At 39.9% G+C, this 16,428-nt stretch carries 15 protein-coding genes; 2 read left to right on the forward strand and 13 right to left on the reverse strand.

Annotated elements, in window-relative coordinates; genetic code table 11:
* Positions 1-67: 67 nt before the first annotated feature.
* Complete coding sequence (locus J2S74_RS03815; protein WP_307322043.1) at positions 68-373, reverse strand: HI0074 family nucleotidyltransferase substrate-binding subunit; 306 nt, start codon at positions 371-373, stop codon at positions 68-70.
* Between the two features lie 14 nt (positions 374-387).
* Positions 388-759: a nucleotidyltransferase family protein gene (locus J2S74_RS03820; RefSeq protein ID WP_307322045.1), complete on the reverse strand. Its 372-nt coding sequence runs from the start codon at positions 757-759 to the stop codon at positions 388-390.
* A gap of 212 nt (positions 760-971) precedes the next feature.
* On the opposite strand from J2S74_RS03820, the gene J2S74_RS03825 reads away from it, so the two are divergent.
* The gene (locus J2S74_RS03825) at positions 972-1,475 is read left to right on the forward strand and encodes a ferritin (RefSeq protein WP_307322046.1); all 504 of its coding nucleotides are present in this window, start codon (positions 972-974) and stop codon (positions 1,473-1,475) included.
* 47 nt (positions 1,476-1,522) lie between these two features.
* On the opposite strand, the gene J2S74_RS03830 is transcribed toward J2S74_RS03825, so the two are convergent.
* From J2S74_RS03830 to J2S74_RS03860, 7 genes are all read right to left on the reverse strand, one after another.
* Positions 1,523-2,518, reverse strand: coding sequence for a helix-turn-helix transcriptional regulator (locus J2S74_RS03830; RefSeq protein WP_307322049.1), 996 nt, complete (start codon positions 2,516-2,518; stop codon positions 1,523-1,525).
* A 361-nt stretch (positions 2,519-2,879) separates the two neighbouring features.
* Entirely contained in the window at positions 2,880-3,704 is an 825-nt protein-coding gene (locus tag J2S74_RS03835; RefSeq protein ID WP_307322051.1) for a carbohydrate ABC transporter permease, read from the reverse strand.
* Entirely contained in the window at positions 3,705-4,628 is a 924-nt protein-coding gene (locus tag J2S74_RS03840) for a carbohydrate ABC transporter permease (protein WP_307322054.1), read from the reverse strand.
* 225 nt (positions 4,629-4,853) lie between these two features.
* Entirely contained in the window at positions 4,854-6,197 is a 1,344-nt protein-coding gene (locus J2S74_RS03845) for an ABC transporter substrate-binding protein (RefSeq protein WP_370875955.1), read from the reverse strand.
* Positions 6,198-6,384: 187 nt separating this feature from the next.
* The gene (locus tag J2S74_RS03850) at positions 6,385-7,959 is read right to left on the reverse strand and encodes a response regulator transcription factor (RefSeq protein ID WP_307322058.1); all 1,575 of its coding nucleotides are present in this window, start codon (positions 7,957-7,959) and stop codon (positions 6,385-6,387) included.
* Complete coding sequence (locus J2S74_RS03855) at positions 7,952-9,445, reverse strand: sensor histidine kinase (protein WP_307322061.1); 1,494 nt, start codon at positions 9,443-9,445, stop codon at positions 7,952-7,954. The genes J2S74_RS03850 and J2S74_RS03855 overlap by 8 nt, the downstream gene beginning before the upstream one ends.
* A 123-nt stretch (positions 9,446-9,568) precedes the next feature.
* On the reverse strand, positions 9,569-11,911 hold the full coding sequence (locus J2S74_RS03860; RefSeq protein ID WP_307322065.1) for a beta-glucosidase: 2,343 nt from the start codon (positions 11,909-11,911) through the stop codon (positions 9,569-9,571).
* Positions 11,912-12,564: 653 nt separating this feature from the next.
* Here J2S74_RS03860 and J2S74_RS03865 point away from each other — a divergent pair.
* Positions 12,565-12,930 carry a response regulator gene (locus J2S74_RS03865; RefSeq protein WP_307322067.1) on the forward strand — a complete coding sequence of 122 codons (366 nt, stop codon included), beginning with the start codon at positions 12,565-12,567 and terminating at the stop codon, positions 12,928-12,930.
* A 26-nt stretch (positions 12,931-12,956) separates the two neighbouring features.
* Here J2S74_RS03865 and J2S74_RS03870 read toward each other — a convergent pair whose 3' ends face one another.
* The 4 genes from J2S74_RS03870 to J2S74_RS03885 form a co-directional block, all read right to left on the reverse strand.
* Positions 12,957-13,730, reverse strand: coding sequence for a DUF429 domain-containing protein (locus J2S74_RS03870; RefSeq protein ID WP_307322070.1), 774 nt, complete (start codon positions 13,728-13,730; stop codon positions 12,957-12,959).
* A gap of 374 nt (positions 13,731-14,104) precedes the next feature.
* Positions 14,105-14,548, reverse strand: coding sequence for a DoxX family protein (locus J2S74_RS03875; RefSeq protein WP_307322072.1), 444 nt, complete (start codon positions 14,546-14,548; stop codon positions 14,105-14,107).
* A gap of 166 nt (positions 14,549-14,714) precedes the next feature.
* Positions 14,715-15,860 (reverse strand): DUF3800 domain-containing protein, encoded by a 1,146-nt coding sequence (locus J2S74_RS03880; RefSeq protein ID WP_307322074.1) that lies wholly within the window; start codon positions 15,858-15,860, stop codon positions 14,715-14,717.
* 125 nt (positions 15,861-15,985) lie between these two features.
* Entirely contained in the window at positions 15,986-16,375 is a 390-nt protein-coding gene (locus J2S74_RS03885; protein ID WP_307322076.1) for a hypothetical protein, read from the reverse strand.
* Between the last annotated feature and the right edge of the window lie 53 nt (positions 16,376-16,428).

Below are 16,428 nucleotides of genomic sequence, written 5' to 3' on the forward strand. Positions count from 1 at the left end.
TGTCAACAAGTAAGACTGAAATGGATAAATTTTCAGAATATAGGTGCGGAGAGGGGTGCATCCCCATTTAAGCTTTTTCTCTCATCCTTTGAACCCAGGTGTTTAACAGGTTATAATAACTTTTTAAATTGGCATGAATTTTCACTGCCACTTCTTCGTTATAAGTATGGACAGTTAAATTTCTATCATTTACCATATTTAATCCAAGAATCACTTCTTCCTCATTCAATAAATGAACTTCCCGGCAACTGCGAATGACTCCTTTAGGTGAACCAATGTCTATCCCTTCCACATCATACAAATATTGTTTCGCCGCTTTCCATGACGCTTCGAATGTAAATTCAAACCGTTGAATCGTTGCATCTTTCTCCACATCGTTTGGTTGGTCTAGTAAAACGAGCTCTTTAAAAGACTTAAGTGCTTTTTCTGCAGAAGTTCACCTTTCATGCAATCTTTCCATATGATCCCCTCTTTTTTTATATTTTTTTCTAGGGAGGAACTTGCCGTATTTAAATCAATTATGTCCACATGATAAGGAATCGTAGATTCTTCCACTCTTTCACTTAGTTCCTGCCATTTATTCGGTGTAATAGGTTCTATACATTCTACAGCAACATCTATGTCTGAACTATGTTTTTCTTCTTTGCGCGCCCATGAGCCAAACAAATAAATCCTTACATTTTCATCGGAAAGTGTATCCGTTACTATTTTCCTTAACTCCCCTAAGATTTGTTCTCGTAATTCCGACCGAGTGGACATTCTTCTCCCCCCTTTATTCTCATTTTGTTACCATTGTTCGTCCTTTTACTTATCTACATTATACATCAATCATTAATTGAACTATACCTTTCTGAAGTACCGTCCACGCCCTATTTTATAGTGCTTTGTTTTAAATAACTGTCCTCATTGGACATCGGTTAGTGGCTATAGTAACATCAAAAGTAAATAAACATTAAGGACAGGTGAATTTTATGTTAAGTAAAGAGCTTGTTAAAGGTTTAAATGATCAAATGAACTTTGAATTTTATTCCGCGCAGGCATATTTGGCTACTGCAGCTTATTGTTCCCACGAAAGCCTTGATGGCTTCGCAAACTTTTTTTTGGCACAGGCAGAAGAGGAACGCTTTCACGCAATGAAGTTCTATAATTTCATCAATGATATGGGGGAAAAAGCGGAGGTTACTGGAATACCAAATCCGAACAATGAGTTCGCTTCCGTATTAGATGCTTTCGAAAAATCCCTTGCCCACGAAAAGGATGTTACCCAACGAATTTATAAGCTTTCCGACATGGCATTGGACCAACGGGAACACGCCACCATGACATTTTTGAAGTGGTTTATTGAGGAGCAGGTAGAGGAAGAAGCTTCTTTCGATAATATTATTCAAAAACTAAGAAGAATTGAAAACGACAGTAACGCCTTCTACATGCTAGAAAATGAACTGGGCAAACGAACTTTCACGCCTGGGGAATGATTTTTGAGAAAATGAATTTGGGACGGTTACCTAGCCGTCCCTTTTCTTTATGAATGATATCTGTTATATAGTTTTTCCGATTCTTCTTTCATTCGTTCTACCAAAAATGGTGGGGTAAGTACCTTCGCATCACAGCCCCAGGTTAGGAGCCATCTTACTAATCCATCGCTTATAACTGCCGTTGTGGAGAGGCGAAATGTCCCTTCCTCTGTTGGGCGAATACTCGCTTCCCTGCCAAACCGATCGATAACTACATTGATTAGATCCGCAGCAAACTCAATTTCTAAAATAGACTCCTCTCCCGCATACATATGAAAGAGCTTTTGAGTGTACTTTGTTGTATCAAAATTCGGATCAGGTAAAAATGTCCCCTCCGTAGATGAGATATTGCGCATCCGATCCACCCGGTAATGGCGGATTTCCTTCCGAGGAATATATTCCCCGATTAAATAATAGAAATCATTGTTCCACACAAGGGCGTATGGTTTAACGTTATAAAAAGCTCCGTCCCGATTTAATACAAATTGCTTTGCCAAATTGTATTTCCCGTATTGAAAGGTGATTTCTTGCTGCTTTTGTATAGCAGTGTGTAACTCATGAATGATATGCTTCACCTTGTCATTCTCCGTTTTCGCACTGTCCGAGAGAATAATTCTATTTTCCAGCTGTTTCGCAAGGTTCTTACTTGTCAAAGCCTGAATCTTCGTTACAAGCTTTTCCGTTTCCTTTTTTGTAATGAATTTTGCAGACGAAACAGCATCCACAAGTAGACGCAGTTCATGAATCTCAAAGAGCCGATGCTGGTGGCTGTAATATTTCTCCACCCCTTCTTTTTCCTGATTCTCCGTCACATCAAACAACCTCGACTCTTCCAGTTCCCTCAAGTCATCACGAAGAGCCTTCCTACCAATATGCACACCATTCTCTTCGTAAAACTTGTCCAGTAACTCTTCCAATGAGAGCTCCGTATCTTCGTCTGTATATTTCTTCAACAGGTCCTGAACCCGTAGCAAACGCTGTTTGTTGTTTAGTTTTTTTTCCATAGTTAGATGGTCCCCTTCCGAAGCGTTGGATGAACAGTTAGTATGGAACTTCTTCTACATTGACTTGGAAATTCCTTCAAAATTCGTTGAGAAGTGCTTCATAACTATTTTCTGAAACGCGTCCTGAGCCTCAATTGGTGATTACCTGTTTCATAGACCTTCCATGAAACACGTATGCACCCTCAACCAACGATTACCTGTTCCATCCAAACCTCCCCTCACACAAAAATTCCCAATAGTGTAAGTGAAAAGGATTACTACCGAAACCACAAAAAAGAGGATAGCTCCAAAACTATCCTCCATACCGCAAACATTTTATTTTTTGAGAGGTGGTATTTGCACGCAATCTCTCTAATAGTCTTTACCCTTTCACTGAACCCGCAAGGAGACCCCGCACAAAATACTTCCCAACCAAAATATAGATTAATAGTGTTGGAAGTGCTGCTAATAAGGCTCCGGCCATTTGTACATTCCAATGAACAATTTGGCTTCCCGATAGATTTTGAAGGGCAACCATCACTGGCTGTGAGCCTGAACTTGTGATACTAACGGCAAATAGGAACTCGTTCCATATATTTGTAAACTGCCAAATGCAAACAACCACAAAGCCCGATATAGATAACGGGAACATGACGTAACGGTAAATTCCCAAGAACCCTGCGCCGTCGATCTTCGCTGCTTCCAATAATTCCGTCGGGATGTTGGCATAAAAGTTCCTAAATATCAACGTAGTAATGGGTATCCCATATACGACGTGCACTAAGATTAACCCTGGAATGGAATTATACAACCCAATGCTTTGTAAAAACTGAATCAACGGAATGAGAATACTTTGATAAGGAATAAACATTCCAAATAATATTGCTGTAAAAATCCAGTCAGATCCTTTAAACTTCCACTTGGAAATGACATAACCGTTTAAGGAACCTAACAACGCTGAAATCAATGTTGCTGGAACAACTAGATAAATAGTATTTAACAAATTCGGATATAATCGTTCAAAAGCATACCCATAGGCCTCAAAGGATACGGTAGATGGGAGTTCCCACATTCGATCAAGGGAAACCTCTGCTAAAGGTTTGACACTCGTGATTAACATGACATATATCGGCATTAGAAAGAAGATGGTCATCATTGCCAGGATCAAATAAACCAATACTCTACCCAGTCTAATTTTTTTCAACATCTAGGAATCCCCCTTCCTGCTCACGATTAGATACGGCACAATCACCACAGCCACTAACAGTAGCATGATCATGGCAATCGCTGCACCGTGTCCAAAGAAATTACCACGGAAGGTCGTTTCGAACATGTAAACCCCTGGTACATCTGTGACGAAGTTGGACCCTGATCCTGTCATTGCATAGATTAAATCAAATATCTTCAAAGAGATATGGCCCATGATGATGATAATACTAACGGTAATGGGCATGAGTATTGGAAAAATCACTTTGCGGTAGATTTGAAATTCTGTTGCCCCGTCCACTCGTGCTGCTTCCTTTACCTCTTCCGGAATAGCCCTCAAACCTGCCAAATACATAGCTAATGAAAAACCTGTCATCTGCCATACAGCAGCAATAACTACGGACAGTAAAGCGATTGGAATACCAAATTGAATTTGTCCTAAGGGAAAGCTGAATAATATGGTCGTATCAATATACCACCTCGGTACGCTTTCGAAGCCTAAGGATGCTAGTAATAGATTCACTCCAGTACTAGGGTTTAATAACCATTGCCATACAACACCTGTAACAACAAAGGATAATGCCATTGGAAATAAGAAAATATTACGGAAAAAGGATTCCCCTTTAATATTAGAATCTATAAAAGTGGCTAAAAAGAACCCTAACCCTAATACACCGATGATAAAAAACAAGGTAAAGAATAGCGTATTACGCATACCAGATTGGAATCTGTAATCGTTGAACAAGAACAAATAGTTTTTTAAGCCGGCAAAGGATAAATCAGGTGTTAGTGTATTCCAATTAGAGAAGGACACATATCCCGTCCAACTAATAAACCCATAAACAAAAATACCAATGGCCACAATGGATGGCAGTATAAACAGTACTGGAAGTAATTTATCTGAAGACACTTTACTAAGATTCAACGCACATTACCCCCTACACCAACATAATTAAACAATAGTAAATGCAAACTTTGTTGCTTTATTGAAGAGCTTGGTGAAGCGGAAAGCGTCCGCCTGTAGCGTATCCAAGCCAAATTAAGTTCTACGTTAAATGCAATCTTTTAAAAGTAACCTTGTAAATAAAAGGAAGGGTGGTAGCTATTCGTGATCTACCACCGCTTACCATCTTCATATTAACTACCACTATTACTGAATATTTTGTTCTGCTGCTGTTTGTAGTGCTTGCACCAGCTGATCAACATTTCCTGAAGCAACAAATATATTTACTGCTTGGTCTGCTTGGGAGACAAATCCTGCAGGAGCTGCAGAGTTGTGCGCCAAGCTAGGAGTTAATACCGCTTCCCTAAAGTCTTCAATTGTTTGTTGGCCGTAGGCGTTGTACTTGCTTACATCTGCATCCACACGTGCAGGAATGGATCCCTTTAATGGGTTGAATACATCCTGACCTTCAACAGATCCTAATACTCTCAAGAAGTCTTTTACGATCTCAGGATTTTCCACGTCTTTCGGTAATCCGAAGTTATCCGTTACAACCATGAATTTTCCTGTGGTGTTCGGTGTTGGTACAAATCCAAAGTCCACGTTCGGCTCTAGCTCTAAGTCTGTGGCAAAGTATCCTGCAGCCCAGTCACCCATAATGTTCATAGCTGCATTCCCTTGGGCAACCATTTGTGCAGCATCCTGCCAGTTTCGTGCTGCATGATCATCATTTACGTAAGTTAAGAACTTATGGAAGTGCTCAATGGCCTCTACAACCTCTGGTGAGTCAAAATCTAGGTCCCGTGTCCATAGAGCATTATATCCATCGGCACCTAAGCTTCCTAGTAGAATCGTTTCAAATAAGTGTAATGCAGTCCAGCTTTCACGGTCTCCAAGGGCAAGTGGCGTTACACCAGCTGCTTGAAGGGCATCCGCAACCTCATAGAATTCATCAAAGGTTGTAGGTGCTTCTAAACCATGCTCTTCAAATATCTCCACATTATAGAAAAGAACATTACTGCGGTGAATATTAACCGGTACGGAGTAAATTTCTTCATCGCTTGTTACCATATCAATTAAATCTTGTGGGAATTTATCGTGCCATCCTTCGGAATCATATAAATCTGTAATTGGCTCCATTCTACCTGCGGCTACCCAGCCAGTATTCAATGCTGCACCACCGTGGATTTGGAAGGTACCTGGAGGATCATTTCCTTGCATACGACTCGCTAATACAGCCTGGGCATTGGTCCCTGCACCACCAGCAACTGCTGCATTTACCACTTCAATATTCGGATGCTTCTCTTCGAATAAGTCAATGAGGGCAAGTAATCCTGCTTCCTCCCCTGCTCCAGTCCACCAGCTGAAGATTTCTAGGGATCCTTCCTCTGCTGTGGCTTCACCATTATCTCCTGCTGCTTCCTCCTGACCATTGCTGTCGCCATTACCATTTTGATCGTCTCCAGTGGTCTCCTCTTCATCGGAGCCACAAGCTACCATAAACAATGCAAGAATAATAGATAAAATCGTTAACAAAGTAAATTTCTTGATTTTCACTTTTTTATTCCCCCTTAGATTTGAAATCGTTTACAATTCAAATCTTAGCATGTAGAAACTACTAGAACGGTTTCTAAATGCTTACTTTTTTTATCATCATCTAGACAAAATTACTCTATGTGAAAAGACTAACAACCCCGTCGCACTCACTAGTACTTTTTTACGTTTCCTCTGGATTTTTTTAACCTTTTATGGTCACTTGATCCCGGTATTGGGAAGGGGGAATGGATTCACTCTTTTTAAACACCCTGCTAAAGTAATTAGGATCCCGGTAGCCGACTTCAAAACAAATCTCCTTTAAGCTCATGTCCGTAGTGGTCAACAACCTTTTTGCTTCACCGATTCTTACTTGTGTCAAGTAATCGATGAAATTAATTCCAGCGTGGTTTTTAAATAGCTTACTAAAATAGGTAGGGCTTAAATTGATTTCCTTTGCCACAAATTCCAGTGTTAAATCTTTCTTATAGTTCTGGGAAATATAAGCTTTCCCTTTTCTGAAGAAGTCCTCACTATTTTGGGAAGACTCATGGGTTACTTCCTCCATGATTTCCTTCAGGCGAAAGAGCGCCTCCTCCCTTAACTGTTCTACGTTCTCTACCGTAGGGTAATAAGCTAAATCGTTCACATAACTAAGTTCAGATACACGTGTAATAACAATAAAAAGCTCCGTCACATACTTTTTCAATTGCTCAAGTTCCCCAGCAAAATGAGTATGCATTCGAGTAAAAATGGAATCAAATAACTGAACAACATTACTATAGTTACCGCTGTATAAAGCTTGCAGCAATTGTTTTTCCAGCTCTACAGGAATTGTCCCTTCCTTCACATCCCCAATCAAATCTTGATAAAACCGAATTTTCCCTTTATATTCCCGGTCCCTTAAGGCAATGATTCCTTCATGGTAAGACTTTTTTAACCCATCCATAGACCGATATGGTTGACCTGCTCCAGCAAAGAGTTCCAATTCCTTACATTCCCCTTGGGCTGACATTGTTTGGAAGGTGTCCTTAATAAGATGAATGACCTTATTTCGAAGACTAGTAGATTGTTTCTCCTCATCGTTCATGACAAAAACAGGTATATGCTGGTTGATCATGGGTCCAACGATACACTCTATTTGTTTTTTCACTAGATTTTTTATCGTTTTGTAACAATGTTTTTTATGGGAATCGGATAATGTCAGTCCTTCAACAGAAGAAATATGAATGACCACACACATCCCTTCTATTATTTGAATATTTAGGAGCCTGTTCAATTCCTCTAGGGAAAAATCTTGATGCTGATTATGAATTAACGTAGACACCCACTCCACTTCTGCCAAAGTATTAATATGGCCCAGTTGATCCTTTAGCTTCAACGTTTCTAATCGTTCCCTTTTTTCCTCGTCCTTCTGTCTGCAAATCCTTTGGAACGTTTCCCGCAATTCCTGACGCTTATATGGTTTTAATAGATAATCATTTACATGAAGCTTTATAGCCTTTTTAGCATAGTTAAAAGAATCAAAGGCAGACATAATTACAAAAGTAGCACCGGGACTCAGTTTCTTTATTTCTTCTATCGTTTGTAACCCGTCAATCCCAGGCATTTTTATATCCATTGTTATAAAGTCAGGTTGATATTGTTCTGCCATTTCAATGGCTTTCCGTCCGTTCTCCGCTTCCCCAACCACTTCTATATTCGGAAACATTTTGGAGACCATAACGCGCAGTGCTTGCCTCTCCATGTGTTCATCGTCTACGATCAAAAGCTTATACATTCACGACCACCTCTTTACTCACGAAATTATGTTTTGGCAAATTTAACGTTATTTTTGTACCTTTACCAAGGTTGGACTCAATCTCCATTATCCCATCGCTTTCATAAAGGAGGGCCAATCGTTTATATACATTGGACATGCCGATACGGGTCGTATCCCCATGATGATTAGATATATTTCCCTGTTCCATTTCCTCTTTAATCCGCTTCAAGCACGTTTCGTCCATCCCTTCACCATTATCGGTCACGACCACTTGTACATGAGTTCCAGTATCTTCAACTATGATGACAATCCGTCCCCCTTCTTCCATGGTATCAACACCGTGGATAAAAGCATTCTCCACTAACGGCTGCAACGTTAACAGTGGAATGGGGATATCTAGTTGGGAAGTAGAAATATCCATATCAAAAGCGATCCGATTACCGAAACGACTTTTTTGAATACATATATACTCTCGTACATTATTTAACTCATCCTCTAATGTCACCGGCTTGTCAATTTTCTTAAGGTTATAGCGGAGGAGTTTAGAAATGGAGACGATCAGCTCGCTGGACTCCTCGGCTCCCTCAATATAAGCCATTTTCGAAACGGTATTTAACGTATTAAATAAAAAGTGCGGGTTAATTTGGTTTTGCAATGTCTTTAATTCCATTTCCTTCAATAAATGAGTCGTTTCCATATTTTTGATCTTCTGTTCCTTTAGTTGTGACTCCAATTCCGCCCGATGCTTCATTTCCTTTATTAGCTGATGGATACTATTTTTCATCGTGTTAAATGTCCTTGCCAAAACTCCCATTTCATCCCTTGTAACGGGAATATCTTTTAAATCAAAATTCCCAGCGGAAAGCTCCTTCGATTGCTTGACGAGTACCTCAATAGGATCCGTAATTCTTTGGTAAAAAATCGAGCCGATGACGAGACACCCTAGTAAAATAAGAGTAGCCGCTCCTAATGCAATGGATAAATTATATTGATTTTGCAGTAGCAGATCATGATGAAACTTATGATACTGTTCCAATTCATTGTTAATAAACATTAATGTCGTATCATTAATCCAAGTCGACACCTTTGTGGCATCATCCCGATATTGAAAGTACTGCATTGTTTCCCCTGCCCCATGGGCAAGATAGGCATTCTCCATCCTGTCAATTAAATAGGCCATCATATGATAATAGTTTTTACTCATGGAAACATCACTCTCAGGAGCAATGAGTTCATTAAACTCCTGCTGATGTGCCAAAAACTCTTCCTTGTAGTCTTCAAAGGTGTCAATTTTACTATCTGAAGGCACGAGAAAGTAATCATTAAACAAGTCGTGTAACTCATTGTTTACTTGAGAGATTTCATTCAATACTAAAAAACGTTGTAGAATATCGTCGTATTGGTTAACGGAGTTTTGACTAATTTGATAAACGTAGATGGTTATAGAAGACATTAAAAGAATAAGTATTAAGAAAAAGGTCATGAGCTTTTTACGTATTTTCATAGGGGCACCACCTTGTTTTTGCCAAAGGAGCATTTATGTATAAAGACATAATTCGCCAATAAAGTAATGAAGTCCTTTAATGAAGGGAACCCCCTCTTTTGATATGAAGAGGGGGAATCCTATTTATTGAGCGAATTTCGATAATCTCTCAAATTCTATTTGCGGTGCCAGCACATCATTTACTACCTCTACAACTACATCTTCAGCTACTGTAAATGTAGCTGTTCCTCTAATATCTGTAGAAGAGGCACCGACTCTTACTTCATATGTTCCTGCTTCTAATACCCAAGCAGATAATTCTTCATCAAAGGAAGCAAGGTTCTTCGCGTCTAATTCAAAACGCAAATTCTCTTTTTTACCTGGACGAAGCTCCCTCGTTTTATCAAAGGCCTTCAATTCGATCTCTGGCTTTTCTAACTTACCGTCTGGCTTACTCACATACACTTGAACTGCTTCTCTACCGGCAACTTCCCCAACATTCTCGACTGTTGCAAAAACTTGAATTTTATCTTTAAAGTTGCCGTTTCGATTTACACGAATATTACTATACTCGTATTCTGTGTAGGATAAACCAAAACCGAATTCATAGGCAGGCTCCACATCAAAGGTTGTATTGTAGCGATAGCCCACATAAATGTCCTCTTCGTAGATAAAGCTTCCCGTTCCAGGATATGTTTCTGAATACGGTAAGTCTGTGTAATCTTTCGGGAATGTTTGTGGTAGTTTACCAGAAGGATTTACCTTACCTGATAAAACATCTGCCACCGCATTACCAAATTCTTGACCTGGCTGCCAGGATAATAGAATGGCATCTACTTTATCTCTCCAACTAACAACTTCCAGTGGTCCTTCCACGTTTAAGATCGCGATAACAGGTTTTCCTTCCGCATGGAACGCCGCCGTTACATCATCAATCATCGCTTGCTTGGAGTCCGAGAGGTAAAAATCTTCTAAGGATCTATCATTTCCATAGCTTCCAAACTCCGTGGCTAGGACAATGATCCCTACGTCAGAGTTCCCTGCTGCAGTAATTGCTTCTTCCGATACATCCATTTCTGGTAACGTTGGGAAAGTAGATACAAAGAAGTTACCAGGCGTCTGCTTGTATTCATCCGTTGCCCTTAATGTCTCCACATACGTTTCATATTTTTCATAAAGCTCTTCATTAATAGTGAAGCCTGCATTTTGTAATCCCTCTGCAATGCCAATCTGATACTCTGCATGTACAAGGGCACTTCCACGACCGCCAGTCATTGTTTCAATGGAAGGAGTACCAAATAAAGAAACGGTTGTATCACTATCTAAAGGCAATGTTTGTTCTTCGTTTTTCAACAATACCATACCATCTGCCGCAGCCTTTCGAGCCACCTCTGCCCCTGCAGCTAAGTCAGGATCATTAGAATACTCGTATCCTTGGAATGTTGGTGTTTGAACAATAATCCGTAGAATGTCCTTTACATTTCGATCTAATACCGCTTCATCTAGAATACCGTCATTTACAGCGTTAACGATTGCTGTAGACTGTTGTGGTCTTCCTGGCATTAACAAATTAGTTCCAGCTTCCATTTGCTTGGCAATATTACGAGCACCAAACTCCCAGTCCGTCATGGCAAATCCATTAAAGCCCCAATCTTCCCTCAGAATATGTGTAAGTAGGTCTTTATTTTCTGTAGCCCAAGTTCCGTTAATTTTGTTATAGGAGTCCATAATTGCCCATGGATCCGCATCCTTCACTGTCATTTCAAAGCCCTTCAAATAGATTTCCCTTAAAGCCCTTTGACTTACGATGGCATCAATATTGTTATCGGCCCTTTGGTTATAAGCTGCAAAGTGTTTAATAGTAGTTCCTATACCATGGTCTTCTACACCACTAACAAGTGCTGTTGCCATTCTTCCTGTTAAGTATGGATCTTCAGAAAAATACTCAGAATTTCTACCATTTAAAAGGTAGCTTTGAATATTCATTCCTGGAGCAAGAAGGAGGTCAATTCCATATTCTCTTAATTCGTGGCTTGTCGCTTCTCCCACTTCATATACCAAATCGCGGTCCCACGTGGCAGCAAGTACATTAGGTGCCGGGAATTTTGTTGCATAATAAGTATTGTCATCGTTTGGTCTCGTAGGATTAATTCTTACCCCCATTGGACCATCGGCTAAAACAATAGAAGGGATCCCCAACCTTGGAATGGCTTGAGTTTGACCAGCCGCCCCTGGTACTCTCGTTGCTTGGTTACCAATAATCTCATTGTCAATCTCTTCTAAAACTTCTTTGTTTCCCCCAACCACAAGTGCTGCCTTTTCTTGTAATGTCATTGCTGCTACAACATCATCAATCGAATCCAACCCTGTTAACTGTGGTGGCCCATCATTTTGTTGGGCATTACCAGCTAAAGCAGAGCCAAATCCCGATAGTAACAGAGTTCCCGAAAGTACTACCGATAAAAGTGCATTTCTTTTCCTACTCATTCAACTACCTCCCTTTAATTGTTAAGCGCTTACAACTGTTATACTATCAAAGGAGTTTGTAGTTTTATTTCTAAATATCTGTAATATATTGGTTTTAACATGGACATTTTTATGCTAGTCTTATGAATCGACAATCTATTTTCTTAAACGAGTATATCTGATGTTTTCTGGCAGAAAAACAGGTAGTTTAGCATTATTTAAAACCTTTTGTCATTTTGCTGAATTTTTAGAGTATTGTCATTATAATAGGAAATGGAAGGTAATATGTTTAGATAATCCTTGAAAACTCAGTTGTTCGTGTTTCAATATGCTTGGTTGCAACGCGAATTCTTTGATAGTTGCTATTTTCGCGTTTCAATACGCCCGGTTGTAACGCCAACCTTTTGAAAGCAGAATAGTTAGTGTTTCAATAGAAAAATAATTAAAGAGTCTGTTCAAAAAGGGGCTGTTTTTCCCGTTTGAACAGACTTGAAACAATGAGCGGAGCCGCTGCCGTCTTTTAAAGCCTACTAGGAGTGGTTTTCTCCTAGTAGGCGCGCAGCGAGTGGAGCCATTGCAAGACGCTTTTTGAGCACGCTCTTAAAGAGTTCCCATTATGTTTTTGCACCACAAACATGAAAACGGTAACAAATACAAAGGGGGTGAGGTTGTATATGAGAGTGATGGTAGTTGATGACGAGGATATTGAGAGAAAGGGTCTAAAAATGATACTAGAAAGGGAACTTACTAATATTGTAGTTAATGATGAGGCTCGCAACGGTCGTTTAGCCATACAAATAGCAAAGACCTTTCAACCTCACATTATTTTTATGGACATTAAAATGCCAGGAATGAATGGTCTTGAAACGATAGAGGAAATTAGAAAGGATTCCCCTCATGTAAAATTTGTTATTTTAACTGCCTTCGATACCCTTGGCGTTACAAAAAAGACTTCGACGGAAGGGGTAATGGACTATATATTAAAGCCCTATAGTAAAGATGAATTAATTGAAACTTTTGATAGATTAGTGGTGAAATAATTGGGGCAGTCCGTCCCCCTAACCAATCATTCCTCGCCCCTATTGATCATATAATAAATCCAACCTTCTTCTTTTGATTCTTCTGCTAAATGAATCGGTGGTTCCACTAGTTTCGGAAGCAGGGTACCATTCGTTCCATAGGCAATGGCGTAGAGAGCACATATACTGGCATCGTACGCATCGGTTCCAGGCTCGATTCCTGCAGGCATGTATTGCCTTAATTCCTCTGACACCTCAGCATTTCTCCTTTCCTTTACTAACGCCGGGTACACTTCTATAATAATTCGGTTATCTTTAAAAGTCCTTTCGCGAAATGGGTAGACTATAAAATCGTTATCCTTCTCCCAAAGCCTCGTATGTAAAATGGCCAATGTAGCGTTGTTGCCAATTCGATCGAATACTGCTGACAAGGGCTTTTTTCCAAAAACGTTATGTATTTCTTGATCGGTCCGGCGATACGCCAACGGATTATGTATTTCTTTCTGCGGTTTGACAATTGGTGGCGTTTCTCCATTTAATAATTTGGTGAAAGCCATTGGGTAACCAAGTGGTGCGTCGACACCTATCACAACAAGGGTGTTACTTCTGCTGCTATGGTCTAAGTCGAATGAAGGGTCAACCTGTTGAATAAGCTGCTCCAAAGACATTAGACTATTATGGGTTATTGAGGTTTCAGTAGGCTTACCAAGCCAACTGATTTTTTTAGAAGTCTTGTCCCATTGACATATAGCCACACCATGATTACTCCCCATCCAGCCACCAACATCCCAACCTATGGCGATTACTTTATCAAATGCCACTATGAACCCCTCCATAATTTCATTTATTAATGATTCAATCCTACCATGTGACGCTTTTATTGAGTATGATTTAAATATGGACAAGTTTCCATTTTTCCGGATACATCGACACTACTCGATGAAACGCGTAGGGATTCTCAACTTATGATTACCTGTTCCATAAACTCTTCATGAAACGCGTAACCTTTCTCAACCGATAATTACCTGTTTTATAATCCCCACATGGAACGCTAAGGGCCATTCACTGGCGATTACCAATAATCCCCTTATATTACAACATAGCTACTCCATTGAAAAAATTACACAAGCAAAAAATGACTAGCAATTTTGCTAGTCATTTTGCTCGAGATTTAGAGGCTTCCCCCTCTATATAACTATCTTTTCTCGATTATCCACTTTCCAATTTTCGTGGAGTATTCTGCACCTGTTTTTTCAAGCAAACTGTCTACAGCAAAATAATTACTTCCTGATAAGGCTAAGTGTAGACAGGCACCTAATAAGATTAAGTTAAGCTCATAGCCTGCTCCTGCAGCGCTTCTCATTAGTCCCTCGGGCCAATGGACAAAATAGATGGCGCCCAGCATAACTGGAATTAACATAGTGGCTACAAGTCTTGTGCCTAATCCTAATATGAGTGCTAGTCCTCCAACTAACTCAATAAATGCCACAGCTATTGCTAGGAATCCTGGAATGCCCAGACTCGCAAAATAATCCATGGTATTCCCTAAGCCCCTAACCACTTTGTCCATTCCGTGAGCAAAGAAAATCAAACCCACTATAACGCGAACAATAGTTATACCCAAATCTACTTTTCTCATTATTGCGGCTCTCCCCTTCCCAATGAAATAAGTTGTCCACTAATAATCTATAATTCAAAATGTATTTTATTCCTTCACTTTTTTGGAAAGGGCTATTTCGGGGTCTTTGTAGTGGACAGTGAACGAAAATTAGGCTGGCAGCTACACTATGGCTGCCAGCCTTCCCCTATTGATCAAAATATTTCTTTAAAGGCTGAAATTCTGCACTGGCGAATATGTCCAGTTCATTTTTTGTAGCACGTAAGATTTGGTCTCGGCTCTTTTTTAACCTGCTCAACATTGGTTGAATGATGATGTTGCTGTGATTTACGAACTCAATGACATCCTCCACACAGACCGGCAGCTTATAGCCCTTATCACTGCTTGAAATGAGAACCCCTTCATCCCGAACCTTGGCAACAATATTGGTCCTTAACTGTTGGGTACTGCTCAGCTGATTTTTTCGAAAGGCATTTATGTTCCTAAGAATTTCATCGGTCCTTACATAACCGTGGCGGTTATACTCCAGATTCAACAGCAAGAACTTCACGAAATTTACTTGATCTCTTTTGTATTGCTCCTCGGAAAACTCATATTTTCTGATAAACTCTTGGGCACGCTCAAGGGATAAGTCCGCTATGATATCATTGTATTCCGCGACTTCATCCTCTAGGTCACCAAGGTCTACCGTGTACCCTTTCTTTTTCCCCGGCCATTCATCGATGCGAATCCATCTTTCCTTAAGTATGGAAAAAAATTTTTTATAGTAGTCTGATTTCATTCCTTGATCATATCCAGAAGCAATCGTTCCACAAATGATATCCGCAAGCTGCAACAAAACATCAGATGGACTCTCGACGAAACCGAACTCCGACTGGTTGAACAAATTAGGCTGATGTCTAGAGTGCATATATTCCTTGAACTCCTTTATAAACTCTTTCGATCCATTATCCCTTGCAGTCAGCTGCAAATGGGGAAAGGTGTGTAATAACTGTTTATAAAGGCGTCCCGATAAAAACCTTTTAAAGCTCTTGTCATAACCAAGTCCGCTATCTGTATGTAATTTGCGCTTATCTACAACCACTGAGAAAATCGTAAAGTTGAGGGGAGCAACCTCTTGTAAAACTTGCATTCTCTTGTCGGCACTCACATTTAATTCCCCAGATGGGAAATACCTTTTCCCTATATCCTCCACTTGGCTGTGAAGGTCTTCAAGATCCTTCTCTTTCACCAGTATGGCCGTCACGATGAAATGGGAGGAAACATTCTGTTCCTCGAAGTCAAAACCAAAGTTACCAAATTCATCAACAAAAGCAAATGTCTTTTCCGCCATGCCCTATCCCCCTCTAGCAAAATCCAACTCTTTTAACACGTTGTTGTATTATTTAAATATTTCGACAAAACTTCATGTAACCCTTTATAAATGTGGAAAACATGAAGGAAGCCTGCACAAAACATCTACGATTCTTCCACACTTGGTTGGACTAATCCCCTTTCCCTTTTAATGGCATAAATAAATAGAATAATCCCAACAACAACAAGAATAGGTTCAATGACATTCGCTTCTGGCCCTGCCGTCAACCGGTGGAGCTGAAAAATCCAATGGATAACGACAATATCAAAACTCGCAAAAAATCCCGCTGCCGCAAGAACACCATGAAAGAAAGAGGCTAGAAAAAATTTTGCACAGAAGATAAAAAAGAGTATCGTCCCTAAGCCAATAAATGCCAAGGCCCCTAGACGTTCAGCCGTTGTGGTCGCTGCCAGTTCAAAGGCATACACATGCCTTGAGTGGAAAATCCAATCCATATATAACACACCTATTAAAAATCCTATGAATCTACTCATTCCAAGTACCGCCTCTACTAGTATTATTAGTACCTACTATTCTCATATTCCTC

The sequence above is a fragment of the Evansella vedderi genome (genome assembly GCF_030813435.1).
In the GTDB taxonomy this organism is placed as follows: Bacteria; Bacillota; Bacilli; order Bacillales; family Salisediminibacteriaceae; genus Evansella; species Evansella vedderi.

What these genes read in the sequence shown, in the direction of transcription:
- J2S74_RS03825 (WP_307322046.1), top strand. Translation starts at nt 972, where the DNA reads ATGTTAAGTAAAGAGCTTGTTAAAGGTTTAAATGATCAAATGAACTTT.
- J2S74_RS03835 (WP_307322051.1), bottom strand. Translation starts at nt 3,704, where the DNA reads ATGTTGAAAAAAATTAGACTGGGTAGAGTATTGGTTTATTTGATCCTG.
- J2S74_RS03830 (WP_307322049.1), bottom strand. Translation starts at nt 2,518, where the DNA reads ATGGAAAAAAAACTAAACAACAAACAGCGTTTGCTACGGGTTCAGGAC.
- J2S74_RS03855 (WP_307322061.1), bottom strand. Translation starts at nt 9,445, where the DNA reads ATGAAAATACGTAAAAAGCTCATGACCTTTTTCTTAATACTTATTCTT.
- J2S74_RS03820 (WP_307322045.1), bottom strand. Translation starts at nt 759, where the DNA reads ATGTCCACTCGGTCGGAATTACGAGAACAAATCTTAGGGGAGTTAAGG.
- J2S74_RS03850 (WP_307322058.1), bottom strand. Translation starts at nt 7,959, where the DNA reads ATGTATAAGCTTTTGATCGTAGACGATGAACACATGGAGAGGCAAGCA.
- J2S74_RS03885 (WP_307322076.1), bottom strand. Translation starts at nt 16,375, where the DNA reads ATGAGTAGATTCATAGGATTTTTAATAGGTGTGTTATATATGGATTGG.
- J2S74_RS03860 (WP_307322065.1), bottom strand. Translation starts at nt 11,911, where the DNA reads ATGAGTAGGAAAAGAAATGCACTTTTATCGGTAGTACTTTCGGGAACT.
- J2S74_RS03880 (WP_307322074.1), bottom strand. Translation starts at nt 15,860, where the DNA reads ATGGCGGAAAAGACATTTGCTTTTGTTGATGAATTTGGTAACTTTGGT.
- J2S74_RS03865 (WP_307322067.1), top strand. Translation starts at nt 12,565, where the DNA reads ATGAGAGTGATGGTAGTTGATGACGAGGATATTGAGAGAAAGGGTCTA.
- J2S74_RS03875 (WP_307322072.1), bottom strand. Translation starts at nt 14,548, where the DNA reads ATGAGAAAAGTAGATTTGGGTATAACTATTGTTCGCGTTATAGTGGGT.